We start from the raw sequence: 16,763 nt of genomic DNA, 5'->3' as shown, positions 1-16,763 counted from the left end.
AAGTCTGTTTTGATTCATGCTTTAATAAAGCGGATTAAATTTAAAGTGATTTATCTGTGTTTCTAAAACCTTCAACGCAAGTCGTACCTACGCTCAATCAGGATTATCCCGATTGGCATCAAGGTCGTCAGCACTATGCTTTGTGGTATATAGAAATACAGGATCCTGAATTATTGGCATATCTCACAGCACTTCGAGCGCAGTTTTCAGATCTTTTATACACGCCGAATACGCGCCAATTTCATATTACCGTGTTTATTTGTGGTTTTTTTCAAGAGCTGAATAAAACCCAATTAATCGATCATGTTGAACAACGATGGAATGATAATTTCTCAGCAGATGAATTGGCACTGCACCAACAACAACTTCGACAGTTATCGCTATCTAATATTCGGTTATGTACCGGTCAGATCAATAGCTTTCAAAGCGCGCTGTTTATTGAAATTGTGGATGTAGAACATAAGTTAGAGCATCTCCGTCAAGCTTTGAATTTAACTTCGAATGAAATTGCACCAATCGAATATTGTCCGCATATCACATTAGGCTTGTATAAACAGGCATGGAATAGCGATGATATTTTTGAAAGAATCCAACAAATTGAACAGCACAGCTTTGATTTTGAAAGCGAGCAACTGACTTTTGGTCATTATCAGGCTCAAGTACTACAAGGGGCATTAAGTCCTTATTATCAACATCAGTTTAGACAAAATATAGAGATGGCACAGTCATGATTCATTTCATTTTGGGTGGGGCACGTTCAGGTAAGAGCCGACTTGCAGAACAAAAAGCCAAAGAAAGTGCTCAAGCCGTCATCTATGTGGCTACAGCACAAGCCTATGATGAGGAAATGCAGGAGCGAATTCAGCATCATCAAGCCGACCGCCCAGAGCATTGGAGGCTGATTGAAGAGCCTTTGTATTTAGCCGATCGCTTAGTTGAAATAGACCAAGCGCATCAAACCATTCTTATCGATTGTTTAACACTGTGGATGAGTAATTTATTGATGCATGAACAAGCAGACTTTCAACAGCAACAATGCCAAAAATTACTTACGGTGCTACCGACATTAAAGTCAGACATTATTTTAGTCAGTAACGAAACTGGACTAGGCGTTGTTCCCATGGGACAAATCAGTCGAAAATTCGTCGATGAATCTGGGCGCTTACATCAACAAATTGGTCAAATTGCTGACCATGTGGTGTTTTGTGTTGCAGGTTTTCCAATAATCTTAAAAGGAGATAAAGCATGAACTGGTGGCAAGAACCCTGTCAAAATCCGAGTATCGAAGCAAAGCAACAGGCGGTAAATCACCAGTTACAGCTAACTAAACCTACGGGCTCGCTTTCAGAACTTGAAAATGTAGCGGTGCAACTTGCATCATTACAAAACACAGATCAGCCCAATATCGATTTCCCATGGATTACCATCTTTGCAGGTGATCATGGCGTGATGGAAGAAAATATTTCGGCCTACCCACAAGTTGTCACACGCCAAATGCTACAAAACTTCACGACCGGTGGTGCATGTATTAGTGTCATTGCACGTGAGTATCAAGCCAAACTACAAGTGATTGACTGTGGTTCGGTAGGTGACGCTTATGAATATGCAGGGGTAGAGCGTTACTGTATTGCAGCGGGTACAGCAAATTTTGCTAAAACTGTTGCGATGACCGAATCACAATGTATTGAAGCGATGAATCTTGGTCGTAAAAGTGTTGAAGATGCTATCGCTGCAGGTGCGTCAATTTATGTCGCAGGGGAAATGGGCATTGGCAATACCTGTTCTGCTTCTGCTGTTGCATGTTTTTTATTTAATGAGCCGGCCGAAAAATTGACAGGTGTTGGTACGGGTATTCGTGCTGAACAATTGGCACATAAGAAACAAGTGATTGATCAGGCCTTGGCTTTACATCAGGACTATGTCGGCCAAGATGTCTTTAAAGCCCTATGTGCCGTAGGTGGTTTGGAAATTGCCGCGATGGTTGGAGCATACATTCGCTGTGCACAATTGGGTCTGGCAATGGTCGTGGATGGATTTATTAGTACGGTTTCTGCCTTGGTCGCTGTTCGTTTAAATCCTGCTGTACGTGAGTGGATGCTTTTTGGTCATCAATCGGCTGAATATGGGCACCAACGTTTACTCCAAGCCCTTGAAGCTGAACCACTTTTGAAATTGAATTTACGTTTAGGTGAAGGTAGCGGTGCCGGTGCGGCATTGGGTTTAATTCGTTTGGCATGTCGCTTACATAACAACATGGCAACTTTCGCACAAGCTGCTGTGATTGGTGAAAAAGTTTAAATGGAACATTTCCGTTTAGATATATTGCGTCATGGTGAGACTGAACTAAGCCATACCTTACGTGGCTCTACAGATGATGCTTTGACGCAAAAAGGTTGGCAGCAGATGCAGCAGACCATAGATGATGTATTGAACGTCATACATACACACGGTTTAGCGAGCTGGGATGTCATCATCACTTCTGACTTACAGCGCTGCCGTTTATTTGCTTTAGATTTGTCTCAACAACTTAAATGTCCAATGTTTGAAAATGCGAAGTTTCAAGAAATGCATTTTGGCGACTGGGAAGCGGTATCAACCAAGCATATCTATGAAAACACTCCAGAGTTACTCGCACAGTTTTGGCAAAGTCCCAGCACATTTACGCCACCGAATGCAGAAAGTCTTCAGCAATTTCAACATCGGATATTAAGCGGTCTAGATGAGTTAGTCTTGCAGGCTCAACAGCATCATTGGCACCGCGTTTTATTTGTTTCCCATGGCGGCGTGATTAAATTATTAAAATGTATGGCACAGCAAAGTCACTTAGATGATTTATTAAAAATGACTGCCGAATTGGGACAATTAAATTCATTCATTGTGCAAAATCGTACAAATATTCGTCTTTTGGAGCAAAGTGAATGACACCTTTTTGGATTGCTCTACAGTTTCTCACGACTTTTCCGATTCAACTTAAAGCGATGCCATCGAAACAGCAAAATGGACAGTCTTTACTGTTTTATCCTGCGGTGGGATTGCTGATCGGTGGCATTCTCGCCTTGCTTGCTTTTATATTTCACAGCCTGCCGATCGTCTTACTCACTAGTATTTTGCTTGTAGTCTGGATTTGGCTCACAGGTGGATTACATCTAGATGGTTTAGCTGATACGGCAGATGCGTGGGTCGGTGGCTTTGGTGATGCCGAGCGTACACTAAAAATCATGAAAGACCCTGCATGTGGGCCGATCGGTGTTTTGAGCCTCGTCGTGATTTGCTTACTCAAATGGTCGGCACTTTATGTTTTGCTACAACAGCAAATGTATTTGGCATTAATTGTATTTCCAGTCTTGGGACGTTTAGCCCCTTTATTTTTGTTTTTAACAACTCAGTATGTTCGCGAAAAAGGCTTAGGCTCATCGATAGCAGAAACTATTCCACGAAAGTCGGCATACCTAGTCTTTATACTCTGCCTAAGTGCATGTTTGTATTTTAGCTGGACTGGAGTGGTCAGTATTCTTACATTTATTTGTACTTTATTGTATTTGCGATGGAAATTTATTCAGCGTATAGGTGGTGTGACAGGAGATACAATTGGTGCCGCGATTGAAATCACAGAAGTGTCGAGTCTTTTAGCGTTTGTCATAGCAATACATTATTTAGCTGTATAGTTTTACAGATGAAACAGTTTAAATCATCATTTAAAAAGCCCAGAGACTGCACTGGGCTTTTTATTTATCCCAATAGATAAATGACTAAATGAATAAGCGATGGCCCAAGCAATACCATAAATACTCCAGCAAGTACCATGCTCAAGCAGGCTGCAACACCTTCTTCTTTATGACGTGATAATGCTTTACTTGTACCAAATCCGTGTGCAGCATTGCCAAGAGCCGCACCTTGTGCAAAGCGTGAATGCAATTTAAGCCCAGCCAAAACTAGGTCAGCCATAGCCACGCCGGCAATCCCAGTAATCATGGTAAATAGAATCACCAATTCTACTGAACCTCCAATATTCGAGGTAAGTTCCATGGCAAAGGGTGTAGAAATGGAACGTGCCATTAAGCTATAAGACGTTTCTTGATCAAACTGAAACAACTGTGCCAAATAAAAAGCACTAATAATCCCTGCTAACGTACCAATCACGATGCCCAAACTAATGCTCAGCGCATGCTGACGGATAATTTGTCGATATTCATAGATGGGAATAGCAAAGGCCACAGTGGCAGGGCCGAGCATCCATACAATCCATTGGCTTTCTTGCATATAGGTGTCATATGAAATATGAAAGCAAAGCATGAGTATAATCAGCACAAATGGGACGAATAGTGCAGGGGAAAGAACCATATACGGTAACTTACGATGTAGCTTTTTCGCCAAAATATAACCGACAAAGGTCAGGACGAAAAACAATACAGAGATGCTGTTCAACCCAAAATCGTTCATAAGGTTTTTCCTGCTGTGTTGACATCATGATCTGTCGCAGTTTGGTGTTTCGCTTTAATTTTTGCCTCGAGTTTAAAGCCCCAATAAACCGTAAATGCTGTAAACACCATGACACAGACGGTACCCAGTACCACGGCTAAAATTAACTGCCAGCCAGAGCTGAGTAATAAATCTTGATATTTAATTAACCCAACCACACAGGGGATAAAGAATAGAACCAGTTCAGCCAAAATAAAATCTGAGCCTTGTTTGACCCACTGCATTTTAAATAAACCACTCAACAATGCAGCTAATAGCAGCAATAAACCAATCACGCCAGCAGAGATCGGCAAGTTAAACCAAGATTGAATGCAAAAGCCAATCCACCAGATAAATATCAATAAACTTAGCTGCGCTAAGGTCTTGAGAAACTGGGTAAATTTGGAAGTAGATTGTGGAAACGTATCCATGAGACAACAGCAGAATAGGAGATGACGCTATTTTAAAAGTGCATACCCTGTATAATTATGAATAATTAATTATTAATTATGCCTATATGGAATAATAATGGACATTAAAAGCTTAAAAGTTTTTGTGACCATCGTACAAAAACAGAGTTTCAGTCATGCAGCAGAAGCGCTTTTTGTCACTCAGCCGACCATTAGTAAATTAATTCGTCAGTTAGAAGATGAGATCGGCGTGCCTTTATTTCATAAAGGTGAAGCAGGGCGTAAAAGGGAAGCGCAGCTCACCTATATGGGAGAGCAGATTTATCAGCATGCTTTAGTGATATTGAATGAACAACAACGGATGCTTGATACAGTCACCCAAGTTCGTGCCTTAAAACAAGGTAAATTGACTCTAGGTTTACCGCCATTGGCATCGGTGATGTTTAGTCAGTTAATCGCGCTGTTTCATAAAAAATACCCTAATATTGAATTGAGCTTTTTTGAGGTAGGGGCAACAGGTATTGAAAATGCCATTTTAAAAAAACAGGTCGATGTGGGAATTATTTTGGGTCACTTGAAACCGGTGTTAAGTGGTATTCCAGTGATGGAGTCACCTTTGTGTCTATTGTCCAAAAAAAACTCACAGTGGCGTAAGCGAAAAACTGTTTCGTTGATTGAATTAAAAGAAGAATCTTTTTTATTGTATGACGATACCTTCACACTCAATGACATCATTATACAGGCGGCAAATTACGTCGGATTTGAGCCCAATGTAGTGTGTAAAAGTAGCCAGTGGGACTTCATCGCCAAAATGGTAGATTCAAATGTCGGGATTGCACTCCTGCCTAAAATTTATTGTGAACAACTTGATGCGGCAAAATACCATATGGCTGAATTAGAAAATCCAAACCTAGACTGGAAACTCAGTATGGCCTGGAATACCACTGTTGCCATGAGTCCCGCAACGCGTGCATGGCTAGAAATAATTGAGGACAATAAAGACAAAATACATTTTTAGTTCATATGCAGATCAAGCCGATGAAATAAATGATTGGAAATGAAGATGGATTTATGATTTGTACAACAAAGATTATTGAAAAGGATTTTGCAAAATTAACAGGCATGAATTAAATTGGGTGTCGGTCGTTATTTTTAATGGTTCATAAAATGAAATGGGATGATATAGGTCAACAACCGTGTTCAATCGCTCGTGCACTTTCAGTGCTAGGGGACCGTTGGACCATGTTGATTATCCGTAATGCATTTATGGGCATTCGACGTTTTGATGACTTTCAACAAAATCTCGGTGTGACGCGTCATGTGTTATCCGACCGATTAAAGCGTTTGGTTGAAGAAGGTATTTTAACCAAAGTTGCTTATGTCGAGCGTCAGGAACGTTTTGAATATCGGCTGACTCAAAAAGGCTTAGACTTGTATCCAATCCTTCTAGCTATGACCCATTGGGCTGATCAATATATGGATCAGGGCTTAGGATCACCTGTTGAATATGTGCATCAGGTATGTGGGCAAAAATTTAAACCGATTTTAGTGTGCTCATGTTGTGCTGAACCGATTCAAGCCAAACAGGTCAAACCTATATTTACCCAAGCCTATTACATTGCTCTAAATCAATTAAAACCTGCCTAAGCTGTTTTATGGCTTTCTTCAAGATGCTGATTTGCATCCATTTAGCCAAAATAGCCTAAGCGGTATTTAGATTGATTTAAAATTACAAACAATTTGCAGGTTTAGGGATGCCCGCTAAACGACTTAAATGTCGAGCGACCAAGCCCGTATTAAATTTGTCCTGTAACACTGCATTATTAATATCAGCGCTCACCGTTTTCATTAAAAATTTAATGAGTGGGCGAGTTGCCGGCGAGTGACCAAACTGTTGATAAAACTGTCGCACAGCTTGTAAAACTTCAAAATGCCAAGGGCTTAACTCAAGTTCTAAACTTTTAGCCAGTTCTTGGGCAACAGTTTCATTCCAAATAGTGTAATCCACCAAATGACCATCTTGGTCTAATTCAAGATTCATATTCATTCCAAAAGAGAAGATTGTAGAAATGGATCGCTTTTATTCAAATTATTTGAGTGAAATACATCTTTTAAATCTAAGGCATAGATCAGCAAAAGCGGCATAGTCAATCACTTTCATATGACTATAATTCATAGTTTTACCTAAAATTTCAGCATCATTTTCAAGTACATAACATGTGCCAAATTGCTGAATTCGTTCATCTGCAATATGTAAGACTGCTTCACCCATCAAGATAATTGCATCTTCAGGATTGATTAAACTGGCTAACTGCTGGATGTGCTGTAGGGTATTGGCATAGCTGGCTTGGACTAAATACAGCGTAGAATTTGACATCATCATTCCTCTTTTACCAATACAACACATGATCAAATTGTTGAATTAATTCAGTATTGAATTGAACAAACTCTAGTTCTTGTTCACTGTTGATCACAAATGGATGCTGTGAATTTTTTTGTTCAATATAAATCGGGGTGAGATCATAAAATTCAAAGCTATCAACCATGTTGGATGCGAGTTTAAATGCATGCTTGAGCTGACTAAACTCTTGTTCTGCTTGAAGTAAGCTCAGCGCAGCATCTTTGAGCAACACTTTTACGTCACAACCGAAGGTTGCAAGCACCATGGTCGCAGAAAGACTTTCATGTACTTGTAAGCTTGCAAGATTTGCATGGGTTAAAACAACCAGTACAGATTTCACGTAATTTTCCTTTTCAATGCTACAAATGCGCGGCAATCAAAATACTTAGAATTGCAATAAACGGTCAGCAGCTTGTACGGCATCAGCAAGTTCGCCTAGGCCTACAAGTTCAAATTGCTCAGCTAGATTATGTTGCTGAATATTGTGACGCTGTGCATTTTCCTGATCTGTGATCCCACGTGCGAGCGCTGCACTTACGCAAACAGGTAAACGAATGCCGAGTTTTTGCCATTCACTACTGAGTTTGCGCTGATCATCTGGCACCCATTGCAGAGCATTTGCCACATTTACACCATCTTGATAGAAAAAAACCCGAAAGTTTTCGCCTTTCTGCTTCAGCGCTTGGGCAAGACCCAAAGCATGCCAAGCCAATATCGAAGTGGGTGAGGAGGTAATTAGTAATAGAGTACTCATCGAAATTCACTAAATGAATAAACGGTCTAGATCGACAGTTTGTTCTGAGTTCAGAAGAAAAAGCTAGTATACAATGATTTACTCAATGATCTGAACATTTGCAAAGTTTTGCTTATTTAGGCAGCACTGCCATTGCAAATTTTTCTTCAAATAGAACGATTGGTATAACTTCTGGCTTATTTGGGATTCAGCCTCAAGCCATCACTTTTCATAAATAAACTGTGCGGTTACATACTGAAAAATCTTTATATGAATAAAACGCAATTTTTGATTTTACAGAGTGCTATGATCTTTTCATTTTTTAAACCATCTCATGAATATAGAGAAATTTAATTTAAGTTTATTTAATTCAATCAATGCATCGGACAATGCTTTAGATTTCACTATTTCTTTTGCCATATTTATAGCCAATGATCTATTTTATATCGTGATTCTTTTGATGTTTTTGGCTTGGTTTAAAGGCAGTTTTGACACCAAAAAACAAATCGTTAAAGCCACTGTTTTTACAATTGTCGCATTTTTAATCAGCCAAGTGATTTCAAGTTTCTTTTACTATCCTAGACCCTTTGTCTTGGACGTTGGACGCACGATTATAGAACATTCACCAAATGGATCATTCCCGAGTGATCACATGCTGTTTTTTAGTACGATTGCATTTTCTTATATTTTTTCAAAGCAAAAAGCTGTCGGCTATGTATTTCTAGCTTTCGCTTTTCTTGTGGCGTGGTCGAGAGTCTATTTGGGTGTGCATTATCCAATGGATATGGCAGGCGCGTTGATCATTGCTGTTTTGCTTAATTTTGTTGGACTGTCTTTATGGCGAAAATATGGGTCTTATTTGGTGAGCATGATCTTAAAAGTTTACGAGTTCCTATTCTCAGCCATGATTAAAAAAGGCTATATCCGCTAAATTAAGTTTGCTAGATATTTGCGATTACAAACTTTTGCTGCTGCTATAGTTACATTGCCAACATCCTGCCAGATGAATATTTCTGATGATTCATCTGGCGTTCACATCCTGCTTCTCCATCTCAAAAATAGTCAGACTGCTCAATTCCATTTGCTCATTAGAGTAGATTACTTCTAATACTTTTTTTGCTGCGAAATATGCTTTGTTGTACGACTATTATTAAATATCTTCTTCAAAAAGCCTTCAACTCAAATGCCACGAAAACTTGTAATGTCTTCAAAATTGATCGTTAGCTAGGTCATTTGTCGTAAATCAAATACAGTTAATATCCATAACTGCAACACAGTCAAAATTCTAAAGCAGTAAGATAAAACTAGAATGCTCTTGCAGATTATTCGGCTCATGAAAAATGCTGAGGCGAAGTTTCAAAATTTAGATCTGTAGATAAGTTGGTGACGACACCAAGATGATGCCAAAGATTTGTAAAAGCTTGATAACTATAAGGAGTATCTAAACAATGATTTTAGTGACTGGTGGTTTAGGCTTTATAGGCTCACATATAGCCTTGAGTTTAATGGCTCAAGGTCAAGAAGTCATTATTGTGGATAATTTATCCAATGCAAATTTACAAACACTTGAACGACTAGAATTTATTTCAGGCATGTATGTGCCTTTTGTCAAACTCGATATTCGCAATACTCCCGCACTCAATAAAGTATTTGAACAATATAACGTCGATGCTGTCATTCATACGGCAGGCTTTAAGTCATTGGAAGAATCCGTCCTTAAACCACTTGAATATTATAATGATAATGTCAGTTGTATCATGAGTTTGCTGCGTGCTATGCAGCGAACAGGTGTACGAACACTGATCCATTTATCAAGTTTAGCGGTATATGGACAGTCGTCGGCAGAATTAACAGAAGACACAGAAATCAATTTTACCTATCCAAATCCCTATGTGAAATCTCAACAAATGGTGGAAGAAATTATACGGGATACAGCACGTACTGATAATGAGTGGAAAATTGCGATTTTGCGTTTAGGAAACGTCGCAGGTGCATTCGAACATGCAGTTTTAGGTGAGTTTGTTGCGCCATTGCCAAAAAATATTGTGCCGCTTGCGATGCAAGTCGGGGCTTTACAACGAGACTTTATCGAACTTCGCAAACAAGCCAAAACTGAAGATGGTACTGTGGAACGGAGTTTCTTGCATGTACTCGACTGCTGTAAGGCGGTGTGGCAATGTTTGCAATGGTTGTCACAGCAACAGTTTGCCTGTGAGGCCTTTAATATTTCAGGTGAGTTGGTTTCGATACAGCAACTGTTGGATACGCTTTCAGAAGTGACACAGGCGGAGATTAAGACGGTCGAATCTAGTTTTTACCCAAGCCATGAATATGACCAGCTTGGGGCAAGTACACAGAAAGCGAAAAGTACTTTTGATTGGCAGCCTGAACAAGATTTAAAGAAAATGCTTGAAGATGAATGGCGTTTCTATCAACAAACATTAAGAGGTAATTAACTCGTCTTGTATTGGAAAAAAATCATCATTGAGTATGATTTTCCTTATAAAATCACGATAAAGATTATCAAATAATCCATTTATAATTGATAATGGTTATTATTTACAAGCCTAAGCAAGTTACCTAAACTGTATTTATCAGCAGAATTTGATTCTGCACAGACGTTCAAGTTTTATAGATAAGGATATGAGGTCATTTATGCAAACACGTATTGAACATGACACAATGGGCGATGTTGAAGTACCTAGCGATGCGATGTGGGGTGCACAAACACAGCGTAGTTTGCAAAACTTTAAAATTGGTGGTGAACGTTTACCACGTCCAATGATTCGTGCAATGGGTCTCGTGAAAAAATCAGCTGCGATTACGAACGCAGCATTGGGTCAAATCCCTCAGGAACTTTCTGGTTATATCGTCAATGCAGCCGAAGAAGTGATCTCAGGGCAGTGGGATGCACAATTTCCACTGGTAGTTTGGCAAACGGGTTCAGGTACGCAAAGTAACATGAACTGTAATGAGGTAATTGCCAATATTGCCAATCAAAAACTGGGTAATCCGTTGGGCTCACAAAAACCTGTCCATCCAAATGATCATGTCAATCGTGCGCAATCGACCAACGATTCATTCCCAACCGCAATTCATGTGGCTGCAAGTCTACAAATCAATGAGCTTTTAATTCCTGCAGTAACAAAACTGCGTAATACCTTAGAAGCTAAATCTAACGATTTTAAAGATATTGTTAAAATTGGCCGTACACATTTACAGGATGCAACGCCTTTAACATTAGGCCAAGAGTTTAGCGGCTATGTTTCACAGCTCGATCATGGTTTGAAGCGTTTAAATCAAGCTTTAGAAGGACTGTATGAATTACCACTAGGTGGTACAGCGGTCGGCACAGGTCTGAATGCACATCCTGAATATGCTGTAAAAGCAGCAGCAGAACTTGCGAAACAAACGGGTCTGCCATTTGTAACTGCACCCAACAAATTTGAAGCACTTGCAGGACGTGATGCTGCTGTATTTGCATCGGGGGCGTTAAAAACACTTGCTGTAAGTTTAAATAAAATCGCCAATGACGTGCGCTGGTTAGCCAGTGGCCCACGCTGTGGTTTTGGTGAGCTACGCATTCCAGAAAATGAACCAGGTTCAAGCATCATGCCAGGTAAGGTTAATCCAACTCAAAGTGAAGCTATGACGATGGTGGTTGCTCAAGTACTTGGAAATGACACAACCATTAATGTTGCTGGGGCATCGGGTAACTTTGAATTAAACGTGTTTATGCCGGTTATTGCCTTTAACTTATTGCAATCTATTCAACTCCTCGGTGATGCATGTAATAGCTTTAATGACCACTGTGCAGTAGGCATTGAGCCAAACCGTGAAAAAATCGATCATTTCTTACATGATTCATTAATGTTAGTTACGGCACTCAATCCTGTAATTGGTTATGAAAATGCTGCGAAAGTTGCTAAAACTGCATATAAAGAAGGTAAAACTCTAAAGCAAGTTGCGGTAGAACTCGGTTTAGTCACTGCAGAGCAATTTGATGAAGTGGTTCGTCCTGAGCAAATGGTTTCACCCAATACCAAATAAATAGTTTTGAGATCATTCAATTAGAGTGTTTGAAAATAATTTGAGAGGCTGACTCATACTTAGCCTCTCTTTTTATTGGATATATGATTGAATTATTTTTCAACTAGTTATTGCCTAACACAGATTCTTTGGATTCATATTCATCTTGAAATGTATGTATAGAAACCAGACGATTTATTAAAAATAGGGGAACGAACAAAATGAAGAAAGGCCTGATGATGAAGCGAGTAATTCATTGGATTGGGCTTTGAATTCATTGGCACACTTGTTAAAATGCCTTTCTTTTTCTGTTTTCGTTGCTATTTGACATTTGTTTGAATAAATATTTGCAAGACAGTGTTTTATTTAAGGATTTCCCCCAATGCTCACCATCTATTTGACAGATGTCCAAAAGAACGTTCAATTTAAAGACTATCCGGGCGAGCATCCTGTTAAATTTGTTTTGAATTTTAAAAAGATTTTCCCAAGTGTTATGGAGCTTTTGCTACCAGTTTTGCCTGAAAATGAAAATCTAGAAGAAATGAGCTGGGAATCGACAACGACAGATTTTGAAAAATTTAAATTGCTACTCAGTGGTTGGGGCGTAATTGAACTACGTTTGAATGCTATTGCTCAATATAAAGACCGTGCTTATGCAGATAACTTGGTAAAAAAAGCTCAGCAAAAGCGTAAAGAATATAAAAAAGCACAGTCAAAATTACAAACTGTTGAACTAGATTATCTATTCATGCACGAAGTTCATGGTTTGATTGATGCTGAGTTGGTCGAGCTAGGTGAAAAATTCTATCTACCGACGTTACGTGAGCTTTGGAAAAACCAAGTGTCAGCGAATGTACTAGAAGCAAAATTCTAAACGTCAAAAAGTTAGTCGAAAAATCCTCCGCTTAGGAGGATTTTTTATATGTACAGCAGAACTTCAGATTTACTTCGACAAGTGACTGTTTCATAGTGACCCATCAAGCAGGAGAAGCATTCCAACATTTGGAAAGTTGCGATACTTATCATTCCAAATGTTTCTGACTCATCTGCACATTTTATTTTAAAGGACCATTTTATATGTCAAATCAGTTTATTGACCTGATAAGCAAACGTCGCACTATTTATGCTATTGGGGACAATGTAAGCCAAAGCACAGAATATTTAACTGATTTGATCCAAACAGCGATTAAACAAAGCCCGTCTTCATTTAATTCACAATCTTCTCGTGCTGTTATTTTATTTAACGGTGAAAGCGAAAAATTTTGGGGCTTAGTCGCTGACAAATTAAAATCTTATGCAAAAGATGAAGCAAGTGCTGCGAAGACCACGGCTAAAATGGCAAGTTTTGCAGCAGGTTTGGGTACGGTTCTGTTCTTTGAAGATTTAGATGTGGTCAGTGGGCTACAAGCACAATTTCCGTCTTATGCAGAAAACTTTCCGATTTGGGCAGAACACTCAACTGCCATTGCCCAATTTGCGACTTGGACAGCGTTGCACACCGAAGGTTTAGGTGCATCACTACAGCATTACAACCCAATTGTGGATGAACAAGTGCATGCTGAATGGGACATTCCTGCGCATTGGAAACTTCGTGCTCAATTAGTTTTTGGTTCAGTGGAAGGTGAAGCGAAAGAAAAAGGCTATATGGATGATGCAGCTCGTTTTAAAGTCTTTCAATAATTGCAGTGTATAACACACAATTTCGATAAAAAAGGAACGAAAAATAAGTTCCTTTTTTTATTGCAGTTTTATTGAGATAGATAGGGTTGGACAAGATTTTCATCCGTGAAAACCTTGTCCAGATTAGCCCATTGAGGACTGAGCTAAACGGGTGGCTAGAACCAACTTTCTTGCATGTTGAGGCAAGTATCATCAAGTTCTAGCAATAACTTGGCTTGATGTTCTATTTCAGGTAACTCCCAGCGGATATAATATTGCGCGGCTTGTAATTTACCGGCTAAGAATTGTTGATCTTCAGCTAAATCTGAATGTTCAAATTTCACTAGGGCTTGATTAGCCATTTCAAGCCATAACCATGAAATGATGACTTTGCCCATCATGTCTAGATACAAGGCAGAATTACCCAGCGCCTGATCGACACGACCTTGTGCGAGGACTTGTCCCAAACTTTGTGTGGTTTTCTTCACGGTGTTTAAATGCCCTGAAAAAATCGCTGCAAGCGCTTGCGTTTTTGGATGTTGAGCTTGATCAATCGTATTTTGCATACGTTGTAATAACAGCATCAAACCTATGCTGTTGTGCTGCCAAAGCTTACGACCCAACAAATCCAAAGATTGAATCCCAAATGTACCTTCATGGATCGGATTTAAGCGATTGTCGCGATAGCATTGTTCAAGCGGATATTCACGGGTATAGCCAGCGCCACCTAAAACTTGAATGGCTAAATCATTGGCTTTTGGTCCATAGGCGGAAGGGAATGATTTGACGACAGGGATAATCAAATCTAATAACAGTGCACTGTCATCATTGTTAGCGGCTTGATGTTCATCAATTAAACGTGCAGCAAATAAACATAACGCAAGTGCGCCTTCTACATAGGATTTTTGCGCCAAAAGCATCCGTTTAACATCTGTATGTTGAATGATATTGACAGGTTTCGCAGCAGGATTTTTATCTGAAACTAAGCGGCCTTGTGGACGGTTTTTGGCATATTCGAGTGACTCTAAATAGCCACGGTATCCAATCATGGCTGCACCTAAGCCGACACCGACTCGTGCTTCATTCATCATCTTAAACATATATTTAAGACCAGCACCTGCTTCACCAATTAGATAGCCTGTACATTGGTCTTTTTCACCAAAGCTCAGCACAGTCGATGTTGTACCTCGGTAGCCCATTTTATGTAATAAGCCGGCCAGTTGAACGTCATTGGCGCCTGCAAGTGAACCATTGCTCAGGGTTTTAAACTTCGGAACAATAAACAGCGATATACCTTTCACGCCCTGAGGTGCATCTTGGATGCGAGCAAGGACCAAATGCACGATATTTTCAGTGATGTCTTGGTCACCCCCTGAAATAAACATCTTTTGGCCTTTGATGAGGTAGGTACCATCGGCTTGCTGTATGGCTTTTGTGGTCAAATCACCCAAAGATGAACCCACATCAGGTTCAGTCATGGCCATCGTTCCTGCAAAACGACCACTAAACATATGCGGTACAAACCTATCTTTTTGTTCGGTCGTACCAAAAGCCTGAATCACATTTGCAGCCGCAGCGGTTAGAAATGAATAAGCCACTGATGAAGGATTTGCCGACATGAAATAGGCATTTGCAGCCATGTTGATCAAAGTCGGAAGTTGCATACCGCCTGCATCATAATCATGCTGCGCACAAAGCAAGCCGGCATCAGCAAATTGTTTCCATGCCGTTTTGACTTCAGCAATGGTTTTAACCTGTTGACCATCAAACGTAGGTTCGTTTTGATCGGCAGTTGCGTTATGGGGTGCAAAAAAGTCTTGAGCAATACCTTGTGCAGTTTCTAGGATGCTTTTGAAGGTTTCAGCATCATGCTCAGCAAAACGTGGGTAATGCGTTAAGTCTTGTGCTTTAAACACGTCAAATAGCAAAAAATTTAAATCTTTGTCATTGATTAACTGCGCCATTGCTCAATCTCTAATCGGGTTGAATTTTATGCCTTAAGCCTAGCAGTTGATTTTTGGATATAGAATTGTCAATAATGACACTCAATAAGTTAAAAATGACATTTTGATAATTTGAACTTTAAATGAAGAAAATCATAATTTTAGCATTTGATGGTGCTTTGGCTTCCGCGATTACTGGGGTTGTTGATCTATTTGCAATGGCGGGAGTCAGTTGGAACCGGATTCAAAAACAAAATGTGCAGCGGCTATTTCAGGTCAAAATTGCCTCACAACATGGTCAAGCAGTGCAATGTATCAATGGCATCAAGCTTTATGCAGATTTAGCATTTTCTGAAATAACAGATGCAGATATCATCATTGTTCCAACGATAGGCGCGCCGATCTTAGATGTTTTAGCGCAAAATTCAGCACTAATCGAGTTATTAAAAACTCGGCAATTGCAGAGCGGACTGATCGCAGGAAATTGTACGGGTAATTTTTTTCTGGCAGAATCAGGGCTTTTAGATGGTAAGCAGGCAACGACGCATTGGGGCTTTCAGCAAATGTTTCGTGAACGCTATCCTTTGGTCAAACTGAATGCAGATCAGCTCATTAGCCATGACCAAAATATCTATTGTGCAGGCGGCGGCTTAGCATGGTTTGATTTGGGACTACACCTAATAGAACGTTTTTATGGTTTTGAAACGGCAATCCATACGGCAAAATCATTTGTATTGGATTATCGTCGTGATAGTCAGTTGTCCTATTCATTATTGAAAATATCTAAACCGCATCAGGATGGTTTGGTGCAAAAAGTTCAAGATTGGTTAGAACAGCATTATCATGAAAATATTGTCTTAGATGAACTTGCGGCGCAGTTTAATGTGACAACGAGGACATTGATTCGACATTTTAAAGCAGCTTTGGATATTCCACCGAATCAGTACTTACAATCGATACGGATTGAAGCTGCACGAAAGCGTTTAGAAGAAACGGGACATGCTTTAGATCTGATTATGCGAGATGTTGGCTATAGTGACCCAAGCTCATTTCGACGGTTATTTCAAAAAAAAACGGGGCTGAGCCCCTTAGAATATCGTCGACGTTTCAGCCGACGATTTGATGTTTAG

20 protein-coding genes are annotated in these 16,763 nt (G+C 39.7%); 13 read left to right on the top strand and 7 right to left on the bottom strand.

The features are described 5' to 3' along the window. Nucleotides 1–56: 56 nt before the first annotated feature. Genes B1201_RS12615 through B1201_RS12595 form a run of 5 tightly spaced genes read left to right on the top strand, consistent with a single transcriptional unit; the run spans nucleotide 57 to nucleotide 3,665 of the window. On the top strand, nucleotides 57–731 hold the full coding sequence (locus tag B1201_RS12615; protein WP_078193841.1) for a 2'-5' RNA ligase family protein: 675 nt from the start codon (nucleotides 57–59) through the stop codon (nucleotides 729–731). Beyond that, complete coding sequence (gene cobU / locus B1201_RS12610; protein WP_078193840.1) at nucleotides 728–1,249, top strand: bifunctional adenosylcobinamide kinase/adenosylcobinamide-phosphate guanylyltransferase; 522 nt, start codon at nucleotides 728–730, stop codon at nucleotides 1,247–1,249. Before B1201_RS12615 ends, cobU begins: the two co-directional genes overlap by 4 nt. Then, complete coding sequence (cobT, locus tag B1201_RS12605; RefSeq protein ID WP_078193839.1) at nucleotides 1,246–2,298, top strand: nicotinate-nucleotide--dimethylbenzimidazole phosphoribosyltransferase; 1,053 nt, start codon at nucleotides 1,246–1,248, stop codon at nucleotides 2,296–2,298. The genes cobU and cobT overlap by 4 nt, the downstream gene beginning before the upstream one ends. Continuing rightward, a complete protein-coding gene (locus B1201_RS12600; protein WP_078193838.1) occupies nucleotides 2,299–2,922 on the top strand; it encodes a histidine phosphatase family protein in 624 nt (207 codons plus the stop codon). Continuing rightward, the gene (locus tag B1201_RS12595; RefSeq protein WP_078193837.1) at nucleotides 2,919–3,665 is read left to right on the top strand and encodes an adenosylcobinamide-GDP ribazoletransferase; all 747 of its coding nucleotides are present in this window, start codon (nucleotides 2,919–2,921) and stop codon (nucleotides 3,663–3,665) included. Before B1201_RS12600 ends, B1201_RS12595 begins: the two co-directional genes overlap by 4 nt. Nucleotides 3,666–3,729: 64 nt before the next feature. Here the strand turns inward: B1201_RS12595 and B1201_RS12590 are convergent, their stop codons facing one another. Both B1201_RS12590 and B1201_RS12585 read right to left on the bottom strand, forming a co-directional pair. Further along, nucleotides 3,730–4,440, bottom strand: a complete 711-nt coding sequence (locus tag B1201_RS12590; RefSeq protein ID WP_171263798.1) for an LrgB family protein — start codon at nucleotides 4,438–4,440, stop codon at nucleotides 3,730–3,732. Beyond that, entirely contained in the window at nucleotides 4,437–4,889 is a 453-nt protein-coding gene (locus B1201_RS12585) for a CidA/LrgA family protein (RefSeq protein ID WP_078193836.1), read from the bottom strand. The genes B1201_RS12590 and B1201_RS12585 overlap by 4 nt, the downstream gene beginning before the upstream one ends. 97 nt (nucleotides 4,890–4,986) lie before the next feature. Here B1201_RS12585 and B1201_RS12580 point away from each other — a divergent pair, with 97 nt between their 5' ends. Together B1201_RS12580 and B1201_RS12575 are read left to right on the top strand one after the other, a co-directional pair. After that, complete coding sequence (locus tag B1201_RS12580; RefSeq protein WP_078193835.1) at nucleotides 4,987–5,886, top strand: LysR family transcriptional regulator; 900 nt, start codon at nucleotides 4,987–4,989, stop codon at nucleotides 5,884–5,886. 149 nt (nucleotides 5,887–6,035) lie between these two features. Further along, complete coding sequence (locus B1201_RS12575; RefSeq protein WP_078193889.1) at nucleotides 6,036–6,515, top strand: winged helix-turn-helix transcriptional regulator; 480 nt, start codon at nucleotides 6,036–6,038, stop codon at nucleotides 6,513–6,515. Between the two features lie 82 nt (nucleotides 6,516–6,597). Here the strand turns inward: B1201_RS12575 and B1201_RS12570 are convergent, their stop codons facing one another. Genes B1201_RS12570 through tusD form a run of 4 tightly spaced genes read right to left on the bottom strand, consistent with a single transcriptional unit; the run spans nucleotide 6,598 to nucleotide 8,023 of the window. Continuing rightward, nucleotides 6,598–6,909: a TusE/DsrC/DsvC family sulfur relay protein gene (locus B1201_RS12570; protein WP_078190987.1), complete on the bottom strand. Its 312-nt coding sequence runs from the start codon at nucleotides 6,907–6,909 to the stop codon at nucleotides 6,598–6,600. Between the two features lie 48 nt (nucleotides 6,910–6,957). Next, the gene (locus B1201_RS12565; protein WP_078193834.1) at nucleotides 6,958–7,245 is read right to left on the bottom strand and encodes a DsrH/TusB family sulfur metabolism protein; all 288 of its coding nucleotides are present in this window, start codon (nucleotides 7,243–7,245) and stop codon (nucleotides 6,958–6,960) included. Between the two features lie 13 nt (nucleotides 7,246–7,258). After that, nucleotides 7,259–7,609, bottom strand: coding sequence for a hypothetical protein (locus B1201_RS12560; RefSeq protein WP_078193833.1), 351 nt, complete (start codon nucleotides 7,607–7,609; stop codon nucleotides 7,259–7,261). Nucleotides 7,610–7,654: 45 nt separating this feature from the next. Beyond that, nucleotides 7,655–8,023 carry a sulfurtransferase complex subunit TusD gene (gene tusD / locus B1201_RS12555; protein ID WP_078190984.1) on the bottom strand — a complete coding sequence of 123 codons (369 nt, stop codon included), beginning with the start codon at nucleotides 8,021–8,023 and terminating at the stop codon, nucleotides 7,655–7,657. A gap of 313 nt (nucleotides 8,024–8,336) precedes the next feature. On the opposite strand from tusD, the gene B1201_RS12550 reads away from it, so the two are divergent. The 5 genes from B1201_RS12550 to B1201_RS12530 all read left to right on the top strand — a co-directional run bounded on the left by B1201_RS12550 (nucleotide 8,337) and on the right by B1201_RS12530 (nucleotide 13,711). After that, nucleotides 8,337–8,933, top strand: coding sequence for a phosphatase PAP2 family protein (locus B1201_RS12550; protein ID WP_078193832.1), 597 nt, complete (start codon nucleotides 8,337–8,339; stop codon nucleotides 8,931–8,933). A gap of 517 nt (nucleotides 8,934–9,450) precedes the next feature. Beyond that, nucleotides 9,451–10,458 (top strand): SDR family NAD(P)-dependent oxidoreductase, encoded by a 1,008-nt coding sequence (locus B1201_RS12545; RefSeq protein ID WP_078193831.1) that lies wholly within the window; start codon nucleotides 9,451–9,453, stop codon nucleotides 10,456–10,458. A 199-nt stretch (nucleotides 10,459–10,657) separates the two neighbouring features. Beyond that, a complete protein-coding gene (fumC, locus tag B1201_RS12540) occupies nucleotides 10,658–12,052 on the top strand; it encodes a class II fumarate hydratase (RefSeq protein WP_078193830.1) in 1,395 nt (464 codons plus the stop codon). A 361-nt stretch (nucleotides 12,053–12,413) separates the two neighbouring features. After that, entirely contained in the window at nucleotides 12,414–12,905 is a 492-nt protein-coding gene (locus B1201_RS12535; RefSeq protein WP_078193829.1) for a hypothetical protein, read from the top strand. A 203-nt stretch (nucleotides 12,906–13,108) separates the two neighbouring features. Continuing rightward, nucleotides 13,109–13,711: a nitroreductase family protein gene (locus B1201_RS12530; protein WP_078193828.1), complete on the top strand. Its 603-nt coding sequence runs from the start codon at nucleotides 13,109–13,111 to the stop codon at nucleotides 13,709–13,711. A gap of 155 nt (nucleotides 13,712–13,866) precedes the next feature. Here B1201_RS12530 and B1201_RS12525 read toward each other — a convergent pair whose 3' ends face one another. Further along, nucleotides 13,867–15,654: an acyl-CoA dehydrogenase gene (locus B1201_RS12525; protein WP_078193827.1), complete on the bottom strand. Its 1,788-nt coding sequence runs from the start codon at nucleotides 15,652–15,654 to the stop codon at nucleotides 13,867–13,869. 122 nt (nucleotides 15,655–15,776) lie between these two features. Between B1201_RS12525 and B1201_RS12520 the strand changes: the two genes are divergently transcribed. Further along, on the top strand, nucleotides 15,777–16,763 hold the full coding sequence (locus tag B1201_RS12520; RefSeq protein ID WP_078193826.1) for a GlxA family transcriptional regulator: 987 nt from the start codon (nucleotides 15,777–15,779) through the stop codon (nucleotides 16,761–16,763).

Source organism: Acinetobacter sp. ANC 5600 (assembly GCF_002018395.1).
GTDB lineage: Bacteria > Pseudomonadota > Gammaproteobacteria > Pseudomonadales > Moraxellaceae > Acinetobacter > Acinetobacter amyesii.
The sequence above is the reverse complement of the archived record's forward strand: the minus strand, read 5'-3'. Positions and strand labels throughout refer to the sequence as shown.

Coding starts and splice junctions, on each gene's coding strand:
- B1201_RS12520 (WP_078193826.1), top strand. CDS start 15,777: ATGAAGAAAATCATAATTTTAGCATTTGATGGTGCTTTGGCTTCCGCG.
- B1201_RS12580 (WP_078193835.1), top strand. CDS start 4,987: ATGGACATTAAAAGCTTAAAAGTTTTTGTGACCATCGTACAAAAACAG.
- B1201_RS12530 (WP_078193828.1), top strand. CDS start 13,109: ATGTCAAATCAGTTTATTGACCTGATAAGCAAACGTCGCACTATTTAT.
- B1201_RS12575 (WP_078193889.1), top strand. CDS start 6,036: ATGAAATGGGATGATATAGGTCAACAACCGTGTTCAATCGCTCGTGCA.
- B1201_RS12550 (WP_078193832.1), top strand. CDS start 8,337: ATGAATATAGAGAAATTTAATTTAAGTTTATTTAATTCAATCAATGCA.
- cobU (WP_078193840.1), top strand. CDS start 728: ATGATTCATTTCATTTTGGGTGGGGCACGTTCAGGTAAGAGCCGACTT.
- fumC (WP_078193830.1), top strand. CDS start 10,658: ATGCAAACACGTATTGAACATGACACAATGGGCGATGTTGAAGTACCT.
- B1201_RS12565 (WP_078193834.1), bottom strand. CDS start 7,245: ATGTCAAATTCTACGCTGTATTTAGTCCAAGCCAGCTATGCCAATACC.
- B1201_RS12545 (WP_078193831.1), top strand. CDS start 9,451: ATGATTTTAGTGACTGGTGGTTTAGGCTTTATAGGCTCACATATAGCC.
- B1201_RS12595 (WP_078193837.1), top strand. CDS start 2,919: ATGACACCTTTTTGGATTGCTCTACAGTTTCTCACGACTTTTCCGATT.
- cobT (WP_078193839.1), top strand. CDS start 1,246: ATGAACTGGTGGCAAGAACCCTGTCAAAATCCGAGTATCGAAGCAAAG.
- B1201_RS12535 (WP_078193829.1), top strand. CDS start 12,414: ATGCTCACCATCTATTTGACAGATGTCCAAAAGAACGTTCAATTTAAA.
- B1201_RS12570 (WP_078190987.1), bottom strand. CDS start 6,909: ATGAATCTTGAATTAGACCAAGATGGTCATTTGGTGGATTACACTATT.
- B1201_RS12590 (WP_171263798.1), bottom strand. CDS start 4,440: ATGAACGATTTTGGGTTGAACAGCATCTCTGTATTGTTTTTCGTCCTG.
- B1201_RS12585 (WP_078193836.1), bottom strand. CDS start 4,889: ATGGATACGTTTCCACAATCTACTTCCAAATTTACCCAGTTTCTCAAG.
- B1201_RS12525 (WP_078193827.1), bottom strand. CDS start 15,654: ATGGCGCAGTTAATCAATGACAAAGATTTAAATTTTTTGCTATTTGAC.
- B1201_RS12600 (WP_078193838.1), top strand. CDS start 2,299: ATGGAACATTTCCGTTTAGATATATTGCGTCATGGTGAGACTGAACTA.
- tusD (WP_078190984.1), bottom strand. CDS start 8,023: ATGAGTACTCTATTACTAATTACCTCCTCACCCACTTCGATATTGGCT.